Raw genomic sequence first — 22019 nt, forward strand, 5'->3', positions numbered from 1 at the left:
ATAGTAATGGCTAAAATTTTAACAATTACTTTAAACCCTGCAATTGATGTAACCATTCAACTGAATGAGTTATTAGTAGGTGAAGTGAACCGGCAAGAGTCGGTAGAAATTCATGCGGCTGGCAAAGGCCTAAATGTTGCTCAAGTATTAAAAGACTTAGGTCATGATGTAATCGTAAGTGGTTTTTTAGGTGAGCATAATCGACAAATTTTCGATACACATTTTGCACAAGCTCAATTTCAACCCGAGTTTATTTATATTGATGGTGAAACACGTCAAAATATAAAAATTGCTGAGCATTCTGGGCGGATGACCGATTTAAACGGCAAAGGTTTCTTTGTTTCTGAAACAGACAAACAAAGCCTATTTAATAAGATTGAAGTTCTGTTACCACAAGTCGAGGTCGTTGCAATAGCGGGTAGCCTTCCACAAGGTTTTAGTATTGATGAGTTACAACATCTTATTCAACTGATCAAAAAAAATAATAAGAAAGTTGCACTAGATACCAGTGGTAAAGCGTTGGTTGCTGCAATTGAATGTCAACCTTGGATGATCAAACCGAATACCGATGAGTTGGTTGAAAGTTATCAACGTCCTGCCGCAAGCTATGCCGAACAAAGAAAACTTTTTGATAGCTTAACCAATATTGAACATGTGGTTATCTCAATGGGTGAAGATGGCGTAAATTGGTTACACGCCACTCACCCCTTACATGCTCAAGCACCAAAAGTTATTGTAAAAAGTACAGTAGGCGCTGGTGATTCACTCTTAGCCGGCATGATCCATGGACTTGTTAACCAACTGCCTCCTGAAGAAACCTTAAAAACTGCGACTGCCATTGCAAGCCATGCTGTAACACAAATTGGTTTTCGAATCCCTACTCCTGAGATTCTAGACCAACTAAAAGCACAAACTATTATCAATTCATTGAGTGAATCTGATGCAAACTGCTAAACATTTATTATTTGTCACTAATAGTCCGCAACAGCAAGTCAATGCTTTAATCTTGGCTCGTAAACTAGCTTTAGTCGCAACTCAACACGGCTATAAACACAGTGTCATTTCACTCGATGAGTTTGAATCAAGCGATCATTTTGATCATGTCATTATTATTGGACAACAACCTAAAAATCTAAATATTTTTGGTCAAAACGCTTTATCTTTAGTTTCTATTGAAGATATTAAAGATGATGCAGACAAAGCGCTTTTAACAGCACTTGAACACTCAAAACTAGCAAATGAGTGGGAACAAAAACCTAAGCAAGTTTCAAATACATTAACTCATTTTGTTGCCATTACTGCTTGCCCAACTGGAGTTGCCCATACATTTATGGCAGCTGAAGCATTACAACAAGGTGCAGAAAGACTTGGGTATCAAATCGATGTAGAAACTCAAGGTTCTGTAGGTGCGAAGAATATTTTATCACCTCAAGCGATTGCTGATGCCGATATTGTTATTCTTGCTACTGACATTGAAGTCAACACTGACCGCTTTATAGGTAAGCGTGTCTATAGATGTAGCACTGGTTTTGCTTTAAAACAAACCGACAAGGCTTTTGCTGAGGCAATTGCTAATGCTCAGGTTTTAGAACAAGGTAAACAGCAAGCAACAACCGAAAATAAGGATAAAACTGAAAAAGTTGGTGTATATAAACACTTATTAACTGGTGTTTCTTATATGCTGCCTATGGTTGTTGCGGGGGGCTTGCTAATTGCACTTTCTTTATGTTTTGGCCTAAATGCAGCGGAACAAGCTGGTAGTCTGCCAGCCATATTAAAACAGATTGGCGCAGCAGCATTTACCCTCATGGTACCCATGCTATCGGGTTATATTGCATATTCCATTGCAGATCGCCCCGGTCTTGCACCCGGTTTAATCGGGGGTTTATTGGCAGCACAGTTACAAGCAGGATTTTTAGGCGGTATTGTTTCTGGCTTCCTTGCAGGTTATATCGCGTTATTTATTGCTAAAAAAGTTAAGCTCCCAACTAGCTTAGAGTCCCTTAAGCCCATTTTGATTATTCCATTATTAGGAACATTATCTGTTGGACTGATTATGTTCTATGTGGTAGGTCAACCTGTAGCGCATATTTTTGAGTTAATGAAAGATTTCCTCAACAACATGGGCACAACAAATGCTGTATTAATGGGAATTATTCTGGCAAGTATGATGTGTATTGATTTGGGCGGACCAATCAATAAAGCTGCTTATGCTTTTACAGTTGGACTACTTACCACCAATACCTATATGCCAATGGCTGCCACGATGGCAGGTGGTATGGTTCCTGCAATTGGGATGGCAATTGCGACCTTCCTCGCTAGAAATAAATTTAGTACTGGTGAAAAAGATGCAGGTAAAGCTGCGTTTGTGCTTGGTTTATGCTTTATTTCAGAAGGTGCAATTCCATTTGCAGCAAAAGATCCAATGCGTGTTATTCCAACCTGTATTCTAGGTGGCGCAGTAACTGGTGCATTAGTTGCTTTATTTCACTGTGAGCTTGTGACTCCACACGGCGGTGTATTCGTACTACTGATTCCGAATGCAATCAATCATGCGTGGTTGTATCTTGCAGCAATTGCGGCTGGAAGTATCGTAACGGGAGTAAGTTACGCCATCATTAAAAAGAATCAAGAAGAAAAATTATTAACAAAATCATAATTAAAAAAGGGAGAATATAAATTCTCCCTTTTTATTAGTACTCAGTTTTATAGATTATCAATTAATTTGAACCAGATATGTCATCAGTGGTTCTAAGGTAAAACACTAAAAATTTAATTTGAGGCCACACTCATCTTTTAATTTCAAAATTTTTAGAAGTACATTTGGATTTTTCAGATATAATTACCCCTACTCCCAAAAATAATTTTAATATTTAAAATCAATAACTTAAAAACAAATATGCATTAATTTTATAGATAATTCATCAATTATGTTAAATGTATGGTAAATTTTCATTTTAAAAAAACAATTAAATATATGATTAATTTAAATATTTACCTAATAAATGGATTTATTTTTTTAAGTTATGACTTTGTAGACAAAAAATTTTGATAGAAATGTCACGTTCAAAACACGTTTTTTTTTCTACGATTCTCATGCAAACAAATATCGTTCATTTTACGACCAAGCGAGTAGCCAAGTTCAAATAAACGGTAAGGAATAAGTTTTATCAGAAGAGGAAAATTTATAGTTTGTCCTTGTTAATTCAAACAATATAAATTTTGCTCAAGACTTAAAGTCCTGATATAACTTGCTTAGTGAAACTATATTTTTCAACTATTAAGATTAGTTTCATAAAAATGCGATCCACCAAGGTATGGGGAAAAGTCAATGACAAAGAAGTATGCGCGCTTTTTACCTACAACAGAATCTTTCACTCTTGAAGATTTTCCATATTATTGGATTACTCAGGTCCATGCTCAATATGTTCAAAATATTGATAATGCCCTTAAAAAATATGGCCTCGATAATTCTCGTAGACGTATTATGCTTGCACTCAGTAGCAAACCTCATGCTAGCGTATCTGAGCTATCTGACATGATTATTTCAAAGATGTCCACGACAACTAAAATTGTTTATCGCTTAAAAGATGAAGGTTTAGTTGAAACATATTCTTGCCAAACAGATGGTCGAATTACACGTGTATATCTTACTGAACGTGGTATTGAAATGATCAGTAAAATTAATGATCTTACGAGTGTGGTACTTGAACAATCATTTGAAGGTATTACCCCCCTACAGTTAGAAAAAATGATGGAAAGCTTAAAAATGCTTTTAAAAAATCTATCGCGTTAGTTATTTTTTCATAATTTGCAAAATTTATTAGATTTAAAGCTCTCTCATGAGGGCTTTTTTTATACGTGATAATTATGATAAAGAACATGGATTTCATAAAGTAATCAATTAAACATTCTGCTTGTTGACTTGTTCTTTCAACTCCAGTAGAAACTCTTTTTTATTCTCTACATTGTAATGATAGGAAAAATGGCTAAAAGAAAATATAAAAGTGATAAGTTTCAGGTACGTCGTATTAATCGCCAATGGTGGGTACTTGAAAAGGACTTGGAAACTAACTGCTATGCTAAGCATGAACAAGTAGCTACAAAAACATTAGCTAATAATTATGCTGATGATTATATAGAGCAATACTATATGAATCTCTATATTCAACAACAGTTGAAAAAACCAGAAGCCGTATAAATAAAAAAGCCATTATGGCTTTTTTTTTATTTATAATTTAACAAGTTAATAACAAGTGAGATAATAAAATTTTGGCATAAAAAAAACCTACATCTTGGGGAAAATGTAGGCTATAAAATGCACAAAAAGGAATTATATATCCTTTTTGACAAAAAGAATTCTACGATATCATAAGACCTTATTTTATATTACTTTTGTAAAGTTAATAGTGCTTATTGTATTAATGCTTAATAACTTAAACTGATTCTTTATATAAATTTTTTAAAAGAAAATATTCAAAGTAATTCATTTTTTTCTTATTTAAATATTTTATTTGATATAAATTTCTCAGTTAAGCCTTCTATTACAGCTATATAAACACCTGTTTTAACAAGTTTTTTACAAAAATAAGCATAATTTTTTAAAGTTAAAACTCTATTTTTTATAATTTTCGTAAAATTAAAAGTTAATAAATAACATATGCATACATGAGTAATAACAGTTCGAGTTTAGAAAAACATTTATTCAAGTCTAAAAAAAAATCAAATATTCAGTTTTTATAGCTTTTGTGGGGACGACACAACTATTACAATACAGTTTATAAATAGTTTAACTCTTCAGCAGTTTTAGGCATGTTATGACTTCAATGTCGAACACTACCCAAAAGCACTTTATTGTTGAGCAGTTTCCTCTACCGACTTGGGTCAGTGATGAAAAGGGCTTAATTTTATACTGCAATACGGAGTGTACAAAGTACTGGCGCGATACTTCTCCTCCATTGTTTCAGCAATGGTTAGATTTCGTGTACCCTGCCGATTTAGAAGAAGTTAAAAATAAATGGTTAGATGCTATACGGCTCCAATCAAGAGTTGAGTTTAAATGCCGTCTTTTGCATAAGAGTCACCACTATCGATGGTGTAAACTTTCTATTCAATTGTCGAAATACCATGAATCTTCTCAGGAAAATGAATGGTTTGTTAGTTTCCTAGATATTGACCAAGATATTCAAGAACAACAAAGCTTACGCAAAGATATCGATATACAGAACCAAATGCTCGATATTAGTGTGGATTGTATTAAAGTTTTAAATACTGATGGTACAGTATCTCATATGAATAAATCAGGATGCCTTGCTCTAGGTGTACCTGTAAATGAAAAAAAATTTGGCATGCGATGGTTAGACCTTTTACCATCTCATATTCGTAAGCGTGGAAGAGTTGCTTTAAAAAAAGCCTTAGAAGGTAAAGTAGCTCGATTCGCTGGCATGAGTTGTTTACCTCATCAAGATCCTGAATATTGGGATAACATGCTTACCCCAATCCAGCATACAAATGGCGAAATTATTCAAATATTGTGTGTTTCCCGGAATGTCACTCAACAATATCTTACTGAAAACCGTTTAAGAGATATTAGTGAAAGAGATGAACTTACTGGATTATTTAATAGACGCTCATTTAAGCTTCAACTAAAACGTACTCTAGCCTACTCAAGGGAAACGCAAACAAGTGTAGGACTACTTTTAATTGATTTAGATCATTTCAAACACATTAATGACACCATAGGCCATAGTGCTGGTGATCACTTATTAAAAATACTATCCAAACGTTTTAATCAATGTGTAGACCATGAACGATGTTCTGTCGCTAGATTAGGTGGCGATGAGTTTGCAGTTATTGTCAGCCATCTAAAAAATGAAAATGATGTGCGCGAGCTTGCTGAAGTATTGCTTCAGCAACTTAATCAACCTATTACGTATGCCGGGAATGTACTCAACGGCGGGATGAGCATTGGCTGTGCCATTTATCCTCAAGATGCTGTTGATCAATCAAGTTTATTAAGCTGTGCAGACATGGCACTGCATGACTTAAAAGCTCGAGGTCGTGGCGGTATACGTATGTATAACCCGAGTATGATGCAATTAACCGAGGCAATCGCGTCTCAACTTAACATTGCCCGGCAGCTTATTCGTCACCATACCATCCAACCTTATTATCAACCTAAAGTTGATTTAAAAACACATACTGTCGTGGGCTTTGAAGCATTACTCCGTTGGCACACGACGTCGGCTCAGACAGGTTTACCTTCTCAGATTGCTGAAGCTTTCAAAGATTACGATTTAGCAAGTAAAATTGGTGAAATCATGCAACATCAAGTTTTGCATGATATGGCTAAATGGATAAAATTAGGTTTTCAGCCCCTTCCAGTATCTCTAAATGCTGCACCAGTTGAGTTTTTAAGAGATAATTATGCAGAACGGCTATTAAAAAAAATTAATCATCTTGAAATTCCTACACATTTAATTGAAGTAGAAGTTACTGAGCATATGCTTGGGGACCGTGGTTCGGAATATGTTATTCGCGCACTCAATAAACTAAAACAACATGGTGTACGCATTGCTTTAGATGATTTCGGAACAGGATTCTCTTCTCTAACACATATAAGAGATTACCCAATTGACTGTCTAAAAGTCGACTGTAGTTTTATACAAAAGATGCAAAATGACCCATCAATTTATTCAATTGTTCAAGCCATTGGCTTACTTGCTCCAAATCTCTCACTTGGTCTAATTGCAGAAGGCATTGAAACACCAGAACAAGAAGAATTACTTCTTCAATTTGGCTATAACATTGGACAAGGCTTTTTATTCGAACAAGCTATCGATGCCAATCAGGTTGTATCTATTCTCAAACAAGGTCAGGCTTACTTAGAAAGTCATTATTCAATGAGTTAATCTCTACCTTTAAAAAGTAGTCGCTCACTTTGCACACTAAAAACACACAATAGAAATCATAAAATTGGCGATAATATAACCATAACGATAACAAGCTTAGGTTCTTCAACAATAAATATTGTCATAAGACAATAAGGAGCAATATATGAGTTATCACCATATTTTAGTTCCAGTCGATGGTTCTCCTACTTCACTTATTGCGGTTAACCATGCTGCAAGCCTTGCTAAAGCGTTTAACAGTAAAGTCACTTTAGTATATGCGCTTACTATTGATCCTTTTATTTCAGTTGAAATCATCGATAGTACAGAAATTGCGCAAGATTACTTTAATAAAGCGAGAGCTTCGATTCAGGGCATCTTAGATCAGGCTAAAGAACAATTTAATCAACACGGAATTTCTGTTGAAACAAAGATTGTTGAGGGTCAAACAATTCACACAGAAATTATTAAAGCAGCAACTGAGCTAAAAGCTGATTTATTAGTAATCGGTTCTCATGGGCGAAAAGGTTTTAAAAAGTTTTTCTTAGGAAGTGTAACTCAAGCACTCTTAGGAGAAATCCATGTACCAGTGTTGGTCGTAACTGAATAAATACATCTAAAGTTATGTAAAAACCCAGCGATAGCGCTGGGTTTTTTGCGTAGATTACTTTCCGTTATACGTAAATTTAATGAGAGAACCTGGATTCTCTAAATTATTTGTTACCGAACCATCATCTTTTTGCACATTACCAGCCGTATCTGTCAGTACATATAGAATATTACCCTCCGGACTTGCAATCACATCACGATAACGGTTATTGCTTTTAAACATCGGGATAGCATCATCTAAAGTCACACTATACGTCGGGTCTAGCTTAATACGGAAAATTACCCCACGTTTTAAAGATGGTACCAATAATGTATTTTCCCATCCTGGAATCGCTTTTTTGCCTCCCGTATATACATATGCCGATGCCGGCGCGACTGTTGGCCAACAAACATAAGTCATATCACCACAAGTTGGATCATTGTAGTTATAGGTATCTTGAACGGTATACAACGTTTTCAAAGGGGCTATAAAGTTTTTACCAGTCCATTCGGATTCTTTAGTCACCGGAACCCCTTCAGCTACTTTTATTCCGTTTTGTCCCAAATCCTTAACTTGTGATTTATTGGTTGCAGCCGAATAGTTAGCATAAGCATAACCACTATCATCTTTATAACCCGCTACATTTGGCCAACCGTAGTTCCCACCTTTTAAAATGAGATTAATTTCATCATCAGAATTTGGTCCTTGCTCAGATTGTAAAAGCTTTCCGTTTGGAGCAAACGCTAAACCTTGTGGGTTACGGTGCCCTAAAGTGTAGATATGACTCACTACTCCGTTAAAGCTTGGGTTATCTTTGGGAATACTTCCGTCCAGATTTAGGCGTAATACTTTACCCATATATGTATGGTAGTCTTTACTATTGAGCTCTTGCTGGGTTGGAGTGTGCTGTGCCTGATTTGGTAAGAACAAATAAGCTAGCTGATTACGGCCTTGGTCACCAATTGTATAATAGATTTTTTGGTCTGGACCAATGACGAGACGACCCGACTGATGGTCTTTCGATGATGGCAAGCCAGCAATCAAATCGACAGGTTTTTCAAATGTATCTGTTGTTTTGTTATAGGTATATCTACGGATAATCGTTTGGTTAGGTAGTTCTTTTTCTGTAGATTTTGGATTTTTAAAAGTGCCCGAAATATAGATATAAGGGTTATGTTTAAAGTCAGGATGAAAAGCAAAACCTAATAAACCATTCTGACCATCAGCATCATTTACAATTTCAGGAACCTGAAAAACGGTTTTTGCGCTACCAGACTCAGGATTTACTCTCAAAATTTTGCCAGTCGCACGCTCGGTTAACCAAATCTGATTGTCTGGTCCCCATAACAAAGCATGAGGTTTATTCAAGTTAGACAGAATAACTTTTTTATCAAAATTTTGTGTTTTTGCTTTAGCAAATTGTGCTGGGGTAAGAGGAATATCCGCAAATGCCGTATTAAAGATAAATAGTTGTGCAGCACCTAAAAGAGTGATCTTCGCTAATAAATGTTTATTCATAATTCCACCTTATAAATTTTTTAAAGAGTTAACCCACACTAAAAATGTTTGATTTGTATGCGTTCTCTATATCTTTTGTATTATGATGAATAGCATATTTATTAAAATCCAAATTTCTGAAAGGCTCTGTTGCATAAAAGTAGCTATTCAAAACCAATAAATATCTTAGAAATGCCCTATGGTTCCCCCCTACCAATAATTCATTTATTTTTTAAAACGATTAATCCGAAGAAAATCTTTGTTAAAGTAATTGAAAAGTAAAAATTAATACTGAAACAAACAATTCAAATTATAAAAATATACATAACACAAAGCCAAAAGTTCCAAGCTAGGACTAAAGCAGAAATCAGGTTTAGTTATGTGTGCAAATTTTAAACCCCTTAAAAAAGCTCATGCTCATCAATTAGGCTTATTTGAACCTACTTTTGACTACAACTCGGATGTCTATCCAAGCGATGACTGTCCAATGATCTTATCTCAACAAAATGAATGGGAATGGAGAAAAGTTAAATTTGGTATGCTACCTCCATATGCAAAAGAAATAACTTTTAAATACGCAACTTATAATGCGAGGACTGAAACGGTTGAACAAAAACGTTCCTTTAAGCATGCGTGGTCACACGATCAATTCGCACTTATACCTGTTGAAGCTATTTATGAACCTAAATATATCAATGGAAAAGCTCATTGGTATGGCATATTCCGTCAAGATGGAAAGCCATTTACACTTGCAGCAATTTATGAAGAAACCATAATTGATAAGCAGAAAGTTAGAACAATGTCATTATTAACAATCAATGCAGATCGACATTCTTTTATGAAACAGTTCCATAAACCAGATGATGAAAAACGTTCAATTATTGTGATACCTGAAGATCTTAGAAATGATTGGTTAAATTGCAAGCATGATGAAGCCTCTGACTTTTTCCTAGATATGCCATTAAATGAATTTACGTCTCTGCCTAAAGTAGAGATGAACAAATCATAAAATAGTTAGATGCCTAATAAGTGAAGGTAGCAAGCTTAAATGGCTCCGCCTAATAACTTATGTTATCCTTCGCACCTCTTTAAAATTTCAAATTTTCATTATCCATGACACTTACGCCACCTTAAGTTTATTTACCCTTCTCTTTTGTAAATAACTCATCACTGTCTAGTGATGTGGTGTAGTCGCTTGTGTGTTGGTATATCACATCACTAGCCTTTCTAAAATTTAAAATTCTAGGCTATTTCCATGTTAACGAATCTTCGAGAACAATGGTTCTCTAATGTCCGTGCAGATATTCTTTCTGGGCTTGTTGTTGGTCTGGCTTTAATTCCAGAGGCGATTGCCTTTTCAATTATTGCAGGTGTAGATCCCCAAATTGGTTTATATGCATCTTTTTGTATTGCGGTTATTATTTCTTTTGTAGGTGGTCGTTCTGCCATGATTTCGGCAGCAACAGGTGCTATGGCCTTAGTCATGACGACCCTAGTGAAAGAACATGGTCTTCAGTATTTATTCGCAGCTACTATTTTGACGGGTGTCATACAAATCGTAGTGGGATATCTTAAGCTTGCTAAGCTCATGCGCTTTGTTTCTAAATCGGTTGTGATGGGTTTTGTAAATGCTCTCGCCATTCTCATTTTTATGGCTCAACTACCAGAGTTAATCAATGTAAGTTGGCACGTCTATCTATTAGTCGCTATTGGTTTAGCAATTATTTATCTATTCCCTTATGTACCAAAGCTTGGAAAATTTTTTCCATCTCCCCTTATATGTATTATTATAGTCACATTACTTACCCTCCTTTTTGGTATTGATGTGCGAACAGTTAGCGATATGGGAGCACTACCAAATACTCTACCTATTTTTTTAATTCCAAATATTCCTCTTAATCTAGATACACTTCTTATCATTCTTCCTTATTCATTAGCGTTAGCTGCAGTTGGCTTACTTGAGTCGATGATGACAGCCACAATTGTTGATGAAATGACGGATAGCCCGAGTAATAAATTTAAGGAATGTAAAGGTCAAGGTATTGCCAATATTGCCTCGGGTTTTATGGGTGGGATGGCTGGATGTGCAATGATTGGACAATCAATGATTAATGTTAAATCAGGTGGCCGTACACGCTTATCTACTTTATGTGCAGGTATATTCTTGCTGATTTTAGTCGTATTTTTAAGTGATTGGTTGAAAGTTATTCCTATGGCTGCACTTGTTGCTGTCATGATTATGGTATCAATCAGTACTTTTGAGTGGAGTTCACTTACGCAATTTAAAACTCATCCTAAAAGTAGCAATATCGTCATGATTGCAACCGTTGTAGTAGTTGTAGCTACTCATAACCTAGCACTAGGCGTATTGACGGGTGTATTACTTTCCGCGCTTTTCTTAGCGAATAAACTTGAAAATGATGTACACGTGATAACCTCATTAGAAGGCAACTATCGTTTATATGATTTAAGAGGACAAATCTTTTTTAGTTCTTCAGATAAATTCATGCAAAGCTTTAACTTTAAAGAAGAAGTAAAAGAAGTCATTATTGATCTGACTCATTCACATATTTGGGATATCACTTCGGTTGCAATGCTTGATTCAGCAGTGGAAAAGTTTCAAAAGAATGGCATACAAGTTACTGTACGTGGTTTAAACGAAGCCAGTTCAGTCATGATTGACAAGTATGGTACACATGCAAAAATTTAAAAAAGGTCCTGCGGGACCTTTTCAATCATAGAGAATTATATTTTTAAGGAGATTTATATAATAAACGGTTTGGGCTACCAGATGGATTTTTCACCACATCACTAGTCGCTTGATTTAGCAGATTGGATGTTATCGTTTGAGGTGTAGCTGTAGGTGTACTTTGAAAAAGTTCAGCAACTACTCCAGCAACATGTGGAGTTGCCATGGAAGTGCCATTTAATACTTTAGTGGCCGTATTACTCCCAATCCAAGAAGAGTTAATTTGACTTCCGGGCGCAAAAATATCAACACAGCTTCCGTAGTTAGAATAGCTTGCTCGAGTATCAGTATTGTCAGTTGCAGCAACTGTAATTGCATTACTTGTTCTAGCCGGAGAAGAAGTACATGCATCTGTATTTGAGTTACCAGCAGCTACGACCATTACATAGCCATTATTATATAAGTTTTCTACTGCACTATCTAAAGAAGAGCTTGCCGCCCCACCTAAGGACATGTTTACAACAGCTGGTTTACTTCCATTTTTCAAAATCCAATCTAAACCAGCAATAACATTACTCGAAGCACCGGAACCATCACATCCTAAAATCCGAACAGGGACAAGTTTTACATTCTTGGCAACACCATAAGTGGTACCACCTACCGTTCCAGCAACATGTGTGCCGTGCCCATTACAATCAGTCGTACCATTACCATCAGATATTGCTGTATATCCATTTAATACACGACCTGAAAATTCTTGATGAGTAGACAATATACCAGTATCAACAATATAAGCTGTTGTCCCGGTACCAGTTTGCGAATAAGAATATGTTGAATTTAATGGTAAAGCTTTCTGATCAATACGATCTAGTCCCCAATCAGGATTAGTTTGTGTCGTTGCATCAATATTCACTACAGTATCATTTTCTACAGAAAGAACTTGAGGGTTCTTTTTCATCGCTTCAATGAACGCTGTGCCTGCAGTATCAGGTAAATAAATTGCAAAACCTTTAAGAGCACTGTCGTAGCTTTGTAAAATTCTGCCACCATGCTGTTTTGCAATATTCTGTGCAAAATCTTTCGCAGGCCCAATATCCTTATTCAAAATGACAATATATTGATTTTTAATAATTCCTTTTGCTTGAGAAGAATCTATTGCAGAATTTAAAAGATTAGGTGCCGCATAAGCTAAATGAGTCGCAGCCATTGAAAGAAAAACAGCAGAAACCTTGCGAATCTTCATGTGTATCTCCATATATTATATTTCAAGTATTTTTATGATAAATAATAAATTTTTTATTTCAGGATTAAATTCAAGATGGAAATCTTAAAGATTTTTATCTGTTTTTAAACCTAAATCATATTTTCATAATTTTTTATTCCACACAATATGCTTCAACTTTTTCAATAAAAATTGTGATAGAAATCTAATTTAAATTTATATATTTTATTTTTTTATAGTGAGATGTATTTTATTATTTTGGAGAAATAAAATAAAAAAAATAATCATAATGAGCAATACTATAGTTGCTAGTGATAAGTAAGTTCCAACAGTATTAAAACTTTTCAAAAACTTCAAAATATCCATAACAATATGATAATTAATAAATTAGTAAAATTATTTCAAAATTTATCAATTCATGCAACTCCAAGTAATTTACAATTTTTTTAACTATAAGTCATACGTATAATAAATGTATAGATATTTTATTTACTCTAATTACCATTTAAACTATCTAATTCTAATAATTTTATTTAAATAAATTAATTTTATGAAAAAATCTTTTAATAAAAAATACCCTCATATCTAAAATATGAGGGTATTAAAATAAACAACTTTACAGACGCAGTATATGCATAAGTAAATATACACCTTTAAAGATATATTTACAATGCTTCTTTAAAATTTTCATTTAATTCGACCTGATCCTTCCTACTAACTGCTGCTTTAGTATGCTAAATATTTTTTAGCTAAGGATGATGCAAAATAAAAAAGTCCGTATCTTGGGAAGCTACGGACTATAAAACTCATCTAAGCAACAGCTAAACAGTTTGTCGATTAGAGAGAAAACACTATCCTTTTAATCTAATTGAGTTATTAATTTAGGTCAACTTGAAATCAAACATAGTGATAAAAAGCCACTTAAATGTGAACTATTCTACATTTTCACTTAAACATAACCAAAAATGAATATATTTATTTCAAATTTAATAAAACATATTATTTGATGCAGCATCTCTTAGCAAAAAACAAGCTATTGATTTAAATAGTAAAATATAATTAAACTATTCTTATAAAGTTCAGCGCCTACATCCATATCTATTTAAATATATATTTAAAATAGTAGTCTAAAATGGAATAATGATTAACTCCAGAAATAGTCTCGAAAGAAACTAACTCATGACCAGTACTACATCTGTGCTCAAAATAATTTTGGCTTTGCCACTGCAATTCACTTAGCTCCAACTCTCCACACAAAATCCTACAAGGTATATCAGTCTGCTGTTTCTGATAAATAGGGCTATATTTCAAAATATCCTCTTCTGATAAGTTTAATGCATGATTTAAATGAGTCTCCTTTATAGGAGATAAATCATAAATACCACTTAATAAAGCCAATTCTGATAATAAAGGATGGTTTAAACATACAGCTGCAAGATGTGCACCTGCTGAATGCCCCACTAATTGAACTTCATTCGTTTTCCAATTTTGTTTAGCAATAAAATCTAGAGCTTTCTGAATTTGCATAATCATTTCTGAAATATGACTTTGAGGAGCCAAGTCATATTCTAAAAGTACACACTGGGCTCCTTTTGCCAATATATACGGCACTATAAAAGCAAAATCCGATTTATCACACCACTGCCAATAGCCTCCATGAATAAAAATCACGGTTTTATTGGTGTGTTCACAAGGAAAAAAATCCATCGTTGATCGGTTCTGTGAACCGTACTTTATATCTTTTATATGGTGATAGGTCTGATAACTCAGCAAGCTTCTATACTGAAAGCTTGCTAGTATTTCCCCTTCATTTGCTACCGTTGTAGCATTATCGTATTTTCTCATATAGCGATCACTTCAACGTTTCTTCACCAGAATTGAGATTTAGCTTTACAGTTGAACGTTTTAAGTAAAAGCAAAATATCAGAACAAGAACTAAAGGCACTCCAAACTGTAAAGTGGATTTAAACTCATTGGTAAACCAGGTAGTTACTGTAATACTTAAAATCGCAATAAACCCAAACAACGAGATAAATCGACTAGCGGGAATTTTAAATTTTAGCTCGATGTTTTGCTGTGTCATTTGTTTTCTAAAAAACATATGTGTCACAAAGATACTGCCCCAAGTGAACAATGCACCAAACATCGATAGCGCAATCATAATTGGAAACGCAGAAGCCGGATTAATCGTATAAACAATACTAGCAATACCAATCCCTACCGCAGATAGCAACAGCGCATTTACTGGCACACCATTACTACTGATTCGGCCAAAAACTTTTGGAGCATCACCTGCACGTGACAAACTAAACAACATACGGGTTGAAATATAAAGCATGCTATTCATCGCAGATAAGGCAGCTACAATTACAATAAAATTTAAAATACTATCTGCATATGGGATACCAACAATCTTCATGACCATAACAAAAGGACTAGTTGCATCTGCTCCAATCAGAACAGTCCACGGCACCAAAGTAACGATTAGAAATAAGGATAATAAGTAAAATAAAATGAGTCGTAGCGCTGTGCTTTTAAATGCCTTTTTTACTGCTTTTTCAGGGTCTTTAGCTTCACCAGCTGCGACAGCAATCATTTCTATACTTAAGTAACTAAATATAGAAATAATGACTCCGATCCATACTCCACTAAAGCCATTTGGAAAAAAGCCCCCATGACCTCTCAAATTAGTAACTACTTGATTCATTCCCTGATTACTTTGCGTCAATATACCAATAGATAAAAGAATAAATACGATAATGGCAAAAACTTTAATTGTGGAAAACCAGTACTCGACTAACCCGAAGGCTTTTACACTATAGGCATTTACAACAAGTAAGGTGAGTGAAAAAAATCCAATCCAGACCCAAGAGCCTACATTCGGAAACCAGAGCTTCATATAATCAGCAACGGCGGTAATTTCGGTACCTACAGCCAGCACAATACAAGCCCAGTAACAGTAGCGAACTAAAAAACCAGCAAGTGGACTTATATAATGTTCTGCATATGCACCAAATGAGCCCGAAGTAGGATGCTGAACCGTCATCTCAGCCAAACAAGCCATAAGTGCAAAAGCAATTAAACCACCAATCGCATAGCTGACTATAACTGCGGGACCTGCAAAGCTAATTGCAAATTTGCTTCCCATAAATAATCCGGTTCCAATTGCTCCACCAATCGCAATCATCCCCATCTGTTTTGCAGATAACTTTTTATGCAGCCCAGCTTCTCTATTTTGTATTTCATCAAAATTACTCATAGGCCCTCCTAGCCATTTGTTTTATTTTGATTCCTTATATCAGGTCACTTCACCGCGAACTAAATAACGCTTGTTTTTCCACTCACTATTCAGCATGGTTTCTTTTAAATGCTGTACTGCATTCCAGATATCTTCAAAGCCCAGATACAAAGGTGTAATACCGAATCTCAAGACAGCAGGTTCACGATAATCACCAATCACGCCACGTGCGATAAGTGCCTGAATGATTTCATAACCAAACTCATGGCGATAACTGACATGACTACCACGATATTTATGATCTAAAGGAGTAATTAACTCAAATCCAAATTCAGAACATTCTTGCTGTACCAGCTGAATGAATAAATCAGTTAATTTCAGCGATTTTTCACGGATTTTTTGCATATCAGCATGCAGGAAAATATCTACTCCGCACTCAATCAGACTCATAGAAATAATTGGCTGAGTCCCACATAGATAGCGACGAATACTATTCGCTGGTTCATAATGCTGGGCCATATCAAATGGCTTTTTATGACTCCACCAACCGGATAATGGTTGCCAAAACTGATCACGGTGTTTTTCATTGACCCATAACAATGCTGGAGAACCAGGTCCACCATTTAAATATTTATACGTACAACCAATCGCGAAATCACTATCAGCTTGATTAAGATGCATAGGCGCAGCACCAACTGAGTGACATAAATCCCAAATAACTAGAGCATCTTGAGAGTGAATCTGTTTATTAATAGATGTCATATCGTAGAAATACCCAGTACGATAATTCACATGAGAAAGAACTACTACAGCAACATCTTTTTCTAGAACTCGAGCTAAGTCTTCTACTCCATCAATCAATTCAACTTGATAGCCCTTTTGAATTAAATCAATAAAACCTTCAATAATATAAATATCTGTTGGGAAAGCATCCTTTTCCGCAACAATTATTTTATGTTCAGGAAATTTTTCAGCCTGAATTTTTACCGCTGCTGATAAAACTTTAAATAAGTTTAGTGTAGTTGAATCTGAAATAACAACTTCACCCTGTTCTGCACCAATCAATGTGGCTACCTTATCGCCCAGTCTAGTAGGTAGCCCCCACCAATCAGCCTTATTCCAACTATTGATCAGATCTTCTCCCCATTCTTGGGAAATAATATGCTGAGCGACAGACAAAGATTTCTTTGGTCTAGCGCCTAAAGAGTTACCATCTAAATAAATGACACCTTCTGGTAATGCAAATTCATCTTTAAATTTTTTGAGTTCGTCTTCCTGATCCCAATACAAACACTGTTCACGAGTAATCATTTGGTATTGCACCTATTTCAACATTTCCTTTGTATTTGAATTTTATCATGGTGATTCTTTCGATTTATTCGATAATATTTGATCAAAAACAGATAATTTCGTATAGAATTCTAATTAAAATTAAAAAACATGTATGGAATTCGAAAATGAATGTAGATGCAATTGATTTAAAAATTTTGAAGTATTTACAAGATAATGCCCGCTTAAGCAATCAAGGACTTGCTGATCTCGTTAATCTTTCAGCCTCTGCTTGTCACAGACGTGTCAAGATTTTAGAAACCAACGGAATTATTGAAAAATATCAAGCGAAAGTTAATTATGAAAAATTAGGAATAAAAATTGAGGCGATAGTTGAAATAAAACTTGCTCAACTCACCGAAAATGACCACAACTTTTTCTTAAGCCAGATCAAGAATTTTGATGAAGTCATTAATGCCTATATCATTACAGGCGAATGTAACTATGTACTGCATGTGGCCACTAAAGATCTAAATTCTTTTTCTCATTTTGTTATTAATACACTCAATAAAATTAAAGGAGTGATAAGCATTAATTCTAAGATTATCTTACAGAAAATTATACAAAAGCCACTCTAGACTATGTGGTTAAATTAAAAATTATATTTAAAGAGCTTTTACCATGATCGAAACCAAACGTTTAATCTTAAGACAATGGAAAGAAACTGATGCTACCTCCTTTATCGAAATGGGTTTAGATAAAGATGTTATGCGTTTTTTTCCAAAGCTTTTATCTGCTACTGAAAGTATAAATTTAATTCAAAGAGCATCGGCCCTTATTGATGAAAAAGGTTGGGGATTTTGGGCTTTAGAATTAAAAGAAAACCATGAATTTATCGGTTTTATTGGTCTACATGACCAACCAGAACAATTTGATTTTTCTCCATGCATTGAAATTGGCTGGAGACTTGCTACAAAATATTGGAAAAAAGGTTATGCCACAGAAGGAGCAAAAGCAGCTTTGGACTATGCCTTTAATGTTCTGAATAAAGATAAAGTGGTTTCTTTTACAGCAACGGTAAATAAGCCATCACAAGCCGTCATGGAAAGACTAGGAATGTGTAAAGTTAAACACTTCAATCACCCCAAGCTTCCAGATGGACACGCCCTTCAAGAACATGTTCTTTATGAAATAAATAATCCTAATTTTGGGTTATAAAGGTGTAAAATAGGATATATTTCAACCGTTCCAATGAATATAAAATAAAGGTTATTCATCGAAGTCATAACCTACCGAAGTGGAATGCTCCCAATATTCATTAATTTTATCTGCAATAGCTTCCTTATCCATTGTAGTTAAAACATAGAAAAGTTTTGCCTCTTTGTTTTTCCTCAAAATTAATAAATTGTAATAGTCATATTCGGGGCCATTTAGCCCCAATGATGGCTGTTCTTCACAATGCTTCTCAGCCTTGTAATGCCATTCAAGTTTATAAGTATCAATACCATTAGCAGCATTGATCACTATGCCATCATTGGCTCCGCCAATAAATCCAATTTTCATTGCCTGCTCTAAATTGTTATTCGGATAATTTTTAATATAACTTTAAACAAGTACGGTTCAATTTATAAAATGTTTGCCAATACGTATCCTATGTAAATCAAAATAACGAATTCATTATTTCATGGCACGTAAATATTCATAAGCCTCTTTTTCATTACTCTCTAGATGAACTGTTGCTTCTGTCTCATCATTTAAAGTTTCATTTATTATTTTGGTACCTTCATAAGAAATTTGATGACCTATTTGGAAATCTGCTCCTAATGCATCAATCACAATGAATTGTCCAGCAGCATTTGAAGCTATAAAAAAACTATTATTACGATAGCCATATCTAATTGTATATAAGCCCACTTTTATTCCAACTTTTAATAATATTTAAATAATGATAATTCCATAGAGTTCATAGAAAAGCAAAAATACTTATCAAAAAATGATCTCCTAACAAATACAACTCTATATTTTTTAATATATTTTTATTAATCCTCCACACTATTCCTTTTATATAAATATTTTTCAAAAAATTTGTTTCAGCGATCTTATTGAGTAGTCTAAATCTAAGAACTCTCTTGTTATCTCTCTGTTTACCTAGTACAGACTATTTAAATTATAAAATGATGAAATAACCATAAATCAGTCCGTTTTATCGTCTTTAATGATTATAATCTTAAATTACTTTTCTTCCATGTCTGTTTCAATTGGAGCTCTCAAAACATGCATAAAATAGTGCTTTTCGATATGGACGGAACTTTATTGGATTTGGCTTTCGATGATTTTATCTGGAATGAATGCTTACCTGAACGACATTCTCAGACGCATCAAATCCCTTTAACACAAAGCCATGAAATATTAAGCCAGTTTTATCGTAGCAATAAACATACTCTTTCCTGGTATTCTTCACAGTATTGGACAAAAACGACAGGTGTAGATGTTTTAAATCTTCAAAAAGAATTTCAGCATAAAATTAAAGCACGATCAGGATGTATGGAGTTACTTAATACTCTGAAAGAACAAGGCTATCAATGCTGGTTAGTGACCAACGCAGACTGTGCAAGCTTACAGTTAAAACTTGATAACATCCCTATTCAAGATTTTTTTGATGTGATTGTATCTAGTGAACAAATTGGTTATGCGAAGGAAGACCTTAAGTTTTGGCAAGAATTACAAGGCTTGCATTATTTTGAACCCCAAAACACTATTTTTTTAGACGATACTATTCAAGTTTTAAAAACTGCAGAAAAATTTGGTATAAGACACTTGTTTACTATCTTACAGCCCTCAACTCTTAAGAGTAAAAGACAGCTACAAGATTTAGAGTATAAAGCACTAGATCAGCTTACAGAGCTACTGTCTATTTTGAATCAAACTGATAGAAAGGATAATGATGTCAAAATTGCGTGAAAACGATGCTGTAGAAACCATGCGTGTCGACAAATGGTTATGGGCAGCACGTTTTTTTAAAACCCGTTCTATTGCTAAAGCTGCAATTGAAGGGGGAAAAGTGCATCACAATAATGAACGTGTAAAAGTTTCTAAAGAAATTCGTGTTGGAATGGAACTTGTTGTTCAACAAGGTTTTGATAAAAAGACAGTTGTTGTTAAAGCACTTTCCAATACCAGAGGACCGGCTCCTATTGCACAACAGCTTTATGAAGAAACCGAAGTAAGTATTGCAAGACGGGAGTTGATTGCTTCGCAACGAAAATTGCATAATCTAGCTCGACCTGACCATAGACCAAGCAAGAAAGATCGGCGACAAATCAATCGGTTTAAACAGGATAACGATCAACATTATGAAGACCACTGGTCATATAATGATGAATAAAAACGTCGAGTTGTGTCGCACTCACATATACAATATATAGAAGCTAGAGAAAAAATCTGTCAGTATTAGCCCTGTGAAACAAGTTGAGATTCAATGCATCCACTTGGGTTAAACGTGATGAACATAGAGTATTGAGGTTTTTGAGATGGATGAGAATAAAAGCAAAGCATTACAAGCCGCTTTGAGCCAAATTGAGAAACAATTTGGTAAAAATACGGTTATGCGTCTCGGTGACAACACTGTTCAAGCAGTTGAAGCCGTATCTACAGGTTCTTTAACTTTAGACATCGCATTGGGGATTGGTGGTTTACCAAAAGGCCGTATTATTGAAATTTATGGTCCTGAATCTTCTGGTAAAACCACAATGACATTACAAGCAATTGCTCAATGTCAAAAGTCTGGTGGTACATGTGCCTTCATCGATGCAGAGCATGCCCTAGATCCTCAATATGCACGTAAGCTTGGTGTAGATATTGATAACCTACTCGTTTCACAACCTGATAATGGTGAGCAAGCGCTTGAAATCGCTGATATGCTTGTTCGCTCAGGTGCAATTGATTTAATCGTTGTGGACTCAGTAGCTGCTCTTACACCTAAAGCAGAGATTGAAGGCGAAATGGGTGACTCTCATATGGGTCTACAAGCACGTCTTATGAGCCAAGCACTTCGTAAAATTACTGGTAACGCTAAACGTTCAAACTGTATGGTTATCTTTATTAACCAAATCCGTATGAAGATTGGTGTTATGTTTGGTAGCCCAGAAACCACGACTGGTGGTAACGCTCTTAAGTTCTATGCTTCAGTTCGTCTAGATATTCGTCGTATTGGTCAGGTAAAAGAAGGCGATGAAATTGTTGGTTCAGAAACTAAAGTTAAAGTCGTTAAGAATAAAATGGCTCCTCCTTTTAGAGAAGCTATTTTCCAAATTCTATACGGTAAAGGTACTAACCAATTAGGTGAACTTGTAGATTTGGCAGTACAGCAAGATATCGTTCAGAAAGCTGGTGCATGGTATTCATATCAAGGCAATAAAATTGGCCAAGGTAAGAATAATGTGATCCGCTATTTTGAAGAAAATAAACACATTGCTGAAGAGATTGAACGCAATATCCGTGAGCAATTGTTGACTACAGGTACAAATGGCACAGTGCAAATTGAAGATGATGAAGAAGAACCAGATCTTTTATTAGAATCTTAATTACACCTAAGTCATAAAAACGCCCTTCGGGGCGTTTTTTAC

20 protein-coding genes and 1 pseudogene are annotated in these 22019 nt (G+C 34.9%); 13 read left to right on the forward strand and 8 right to left on the reverse strand.

The features are described from left to right. Window positions 1-6 precede the first annotated feature (6 nt). From pfkB to CSB87_RS01570, 6 genes are all read left to right on the forward strand, one after another. A complete protein-coding gene (gene pfkB, locus CSB87_RS01545) occupies window positions 7-954 on the forward strand; it encodes a 1-phosphofructokinase (RefSeq protein WP_004886917.1) in 948 nt (315 codons plus the stop codon). Continuing rightward, window positions 941-2659, forward strand: a complete 1719-nt coding sequence (locus tag CSB87_RS01550; RefSeq protein ID WP_004886914.1) for a fructose-specific PTS transporter subunit EIIC — start codon at window positions 941-943, stop codon at window positions 2657-2659. Before pfkB ends, CSB87_RS01550 begins: the two co-directional genes overlap by 14 nt. A gap of 672 nt (window positions 2660-3331) precedes the next feature. After that, window positions 3332-3796, forward strand: a complete 465-nt coding sequence (locus CSB87_RS01555; protein ID WP_004708449.1) for a MarR family winged helix-turn-helix transcriptional regulator — start codon at window positions 3332-3334, stop codon at window positions 3794-3796. A 189-nt stretch (window positions 3797-3985) separates the two neighbouring features. Then, window positions 3986-4201 (forward strand): hypothetical protein, encoded by a 216-nt coding sequence (locus CSB87_RS01560; protein ID WP_006580896.1) that lies wholly within the window; start codon window positions 3986-3988, stop codon window positions 4199-4201. Window positions 4202-4817: 616 nt separating this feature from the next. Next, window positions 4818-6911, forward strand: a complete 2094-nt coding sequence (locus CSB87_RS01565; protein WP_004886911.1) for a GGDEF domain-containing protein — start codon at window positions 4818-4820, stop codon at window positions 6909-6911. 145 nt (window positions 6912-7056) lie between these two features. Then, the gene (locus tag CSB87_RS01570) at window positions 7057-7500 is read left to right on the forward strand and encodes a universal stress protein (RefSeq protein ID WP_004708443.1); all 444 of its coding nucleotides are present in this window, start codon (window positions 7057-7059) and stop codon (window positions 7498-7500) included. Window positions 7501-7554: 54 nt separating this feature from the next. Here the strand turns inward: CSB87_RS01570 and CSB87_RS01575 are convergent, their stop codons facing one another. Then, entirely contained in the window at window positions 7555-8997 is a 1443-nt protein-coding gene (locus tag CSB87_RS01575; protein WP_004886909.1) for a glucose/sorbosone family PQQ-dependent dehydrogenase, read from the reverse strand. A 358-nt stretch (window positions 8998-9355) separates the two neighbouring features. Here CSB87_RS01575 and CSB87_RS01580 point away from each other — a divergent pair, with 358 nt between their 5' ends. Both CSB87_RS01580 and CSB87_RS01585 read left to right on the forward strand, forming a co-directional pair. After that, the gene (locus tag CSB87_RS01580) at window positions 9356-9985 is read left to right on the forward strand and encodes an SOS response-associated peptidase family protein (RefSeq protein WP_004886908.1); all 630 of its coding nucleotides are present in this window, start codon (window positions 9356-9358) and stop codon (window positions 9983-9985) included. 246 nt (window positions 9986-10231) lie between these two features. After that, the gene (locus CSB87_RS01585) at window positions 10232-11686 is read left to right on the forward strand and encodes a SulP family inorganic anion transporter (protein ID WP_031952603.1); all 1455 of its coding nucleotides are present in this window, start codon (window positions 10232-10234) and stop codon (window positions 11684-11686) included. Window positions 11687-11729: 43 nt separating this feature from the next. On the opposite strand, the gene CSB87_RS01590 is transcribed toward CSB87_RS01585, so the two are convergent. From CSB87_RS01590 to kynU, 5 genes and pseudogenes are all read right to left on the reverse strand, one after another. Further along, complete coding sequence (locus CSB87_RS01590) at window positions 11730-12908, reverse strand: S8 family peptidase (RefSeq protein WP_004886904.1); 1179 nt, start codon at window positions 12906-12908, stop codon at window positions 11730-11732. Between the two features lie 252 nt (window positions 12909-13160). Further along, window positions 13161-13253 (reverse strand): annotated as a pseudogene (locus CSB87_RS20025) (hypothetical protein); the annotation flags it as partial. Window positions 13254-13985: 732 nt separating this feature from the next. After that, complete coding sequence (locus tag CSB87_RS01595; RefSeq protein WP_004886903.1) at window positions 13986-14732, reverse strand: alpha/beta hydrolase; 747 nt, start codon at window positions 14730-14732, stop codon at window positions 13986-13988. A gap of 7 nt (window positions 14733-14739) precedes the next feature. Then, on the reverse strand, window positions 14740-16146 hold the full coding sequence (locus tag CSB87_RS01600; RefSeq protein WP_004886902.1) for an amino acid permease: 1407 nt from the start codon (window positions 16144-16146) through the stop codon (window positions 14740-14742). A 39-nt stretch (window positions 16147-16185) separates the two neighbouring features. Further along, entirely contained in the window at window positions 16186-17436 is a 1251-nt protein-coding gene (gene kynU / locus CSB87_RS01605; protein ID WP_004886901.1) for a kynureninase, read from the reverse strand. 146 nt (window positions 17437-17582) lie between these two features. On the opposite strand from kynU, the gene gigD reads away from it, so the two are divergent. After that, complete coding sequence (gigD, locus tag CSB87_RS01610) at window positions 17583-18032, forward strand: Lrp/AsnC family transcriptional regulator GigD (protein ID WP_004886900.1); 450 nt, start codon at window positions 17583-17585, stop codon at window positions 18030-18032. 43 nt (window positions 18033-18075) lie between these two features. Next, window positions 18076-18612, forward strand: a complete 537-nt coding sequence (locus CSB87_RS01615) for a GNAT family N-acetyltransferase (RefSeq protein WP_004886899.1) — start codon at window positions 18076-18078, stop codon at window positions 18610-18612. Window positions 18613-18663: 51 nt separating this feature from the next. Here CSB87_RS01615 and CSB87_RS01620 read toward each other — a convergent pair whose 3' ends face one another. Both CSB87_RS01620 and CSB87_RS01625 read right to left on the reverse strand, forming a co-directional pair. Next, window positions 18664-18957, reverse strand: coding sequence for a hypothetical protein (locus CSB87_RS01620; RefSeq protein WP_004708422.1), 294 nt, complete (start codon window positions 18955-18957; stop codon window positions 18664-18666). Between the two features lie 114 nt (window positions 18958-19071). Further along, on the reverse strand, window positions 19072-19308 hold the full coding sequence (locus tag CSB87_RS01625; RefSeq protein WP_004886896.1) for a hypothetical protein: 237 nt from the start codon (window positions 19306-19308) through the stop codon (window positions 19072-19074). 360 nt (window positions 19309-19668) lie between these two features. Between CSB87_RS01625 and CSB87_RS01630 the strand changes: the two genes are divergently transcribed. From CSB87_RS01630 to recA, 3 genes are all read left to right on the forward strand, one after another. Next, a complete protein-coding gene (locus tag CSB87_RS01630) occupies window positions 19669-20355 on the forward strand; it encodes an HAD-IA family hydrolase (RefSeq protein ID WP_004886894.1) in 687 nt (228 codons plus the stop codon). Continuing rightward, a complete protein-coding gene (locus CSB87_RS01635) occupies window positions 20339-20779 on the forward strand; it encodes an RNA-binding S4 domain-containing protein (protein WP_002049587.1) in 441 nt (146 codons plus the stop codon). The genes CSB87_RS01630 and CSB87_RS01635 overlap by 17 nt, the downstream gene beginning before the upstream one ends. Window positions 20780-20924: 145 nt before the next feature. Continuing rightward, window positions 20925-21977: a recombinase RecA gene (gene recA / locus CSB87_RS01640; RefSeq protein ID WP_004886891.1), complete on the forward strand. Its 1053-nt coding sequence runs from the start codon at window positions 20925-20927 to the stop codon at window positions 21975-21977. The last annotated feature ends 42 nt before the right edge of the window (window positions 21978-22019 follow it).

Origin of the sequence: Acinetobacter sp. AR_0276 (assembly GCF_003000705.1) — a bacterium.
In the GTDB taxonomy this organism is placed as follows: domain Bacteria; phylum Pseudomonadota; class Gammaproteobacteria; order Pseudomonadales; family Moraxellaceae; genus Acinetobacter; species Acinetobacter nosocomialis.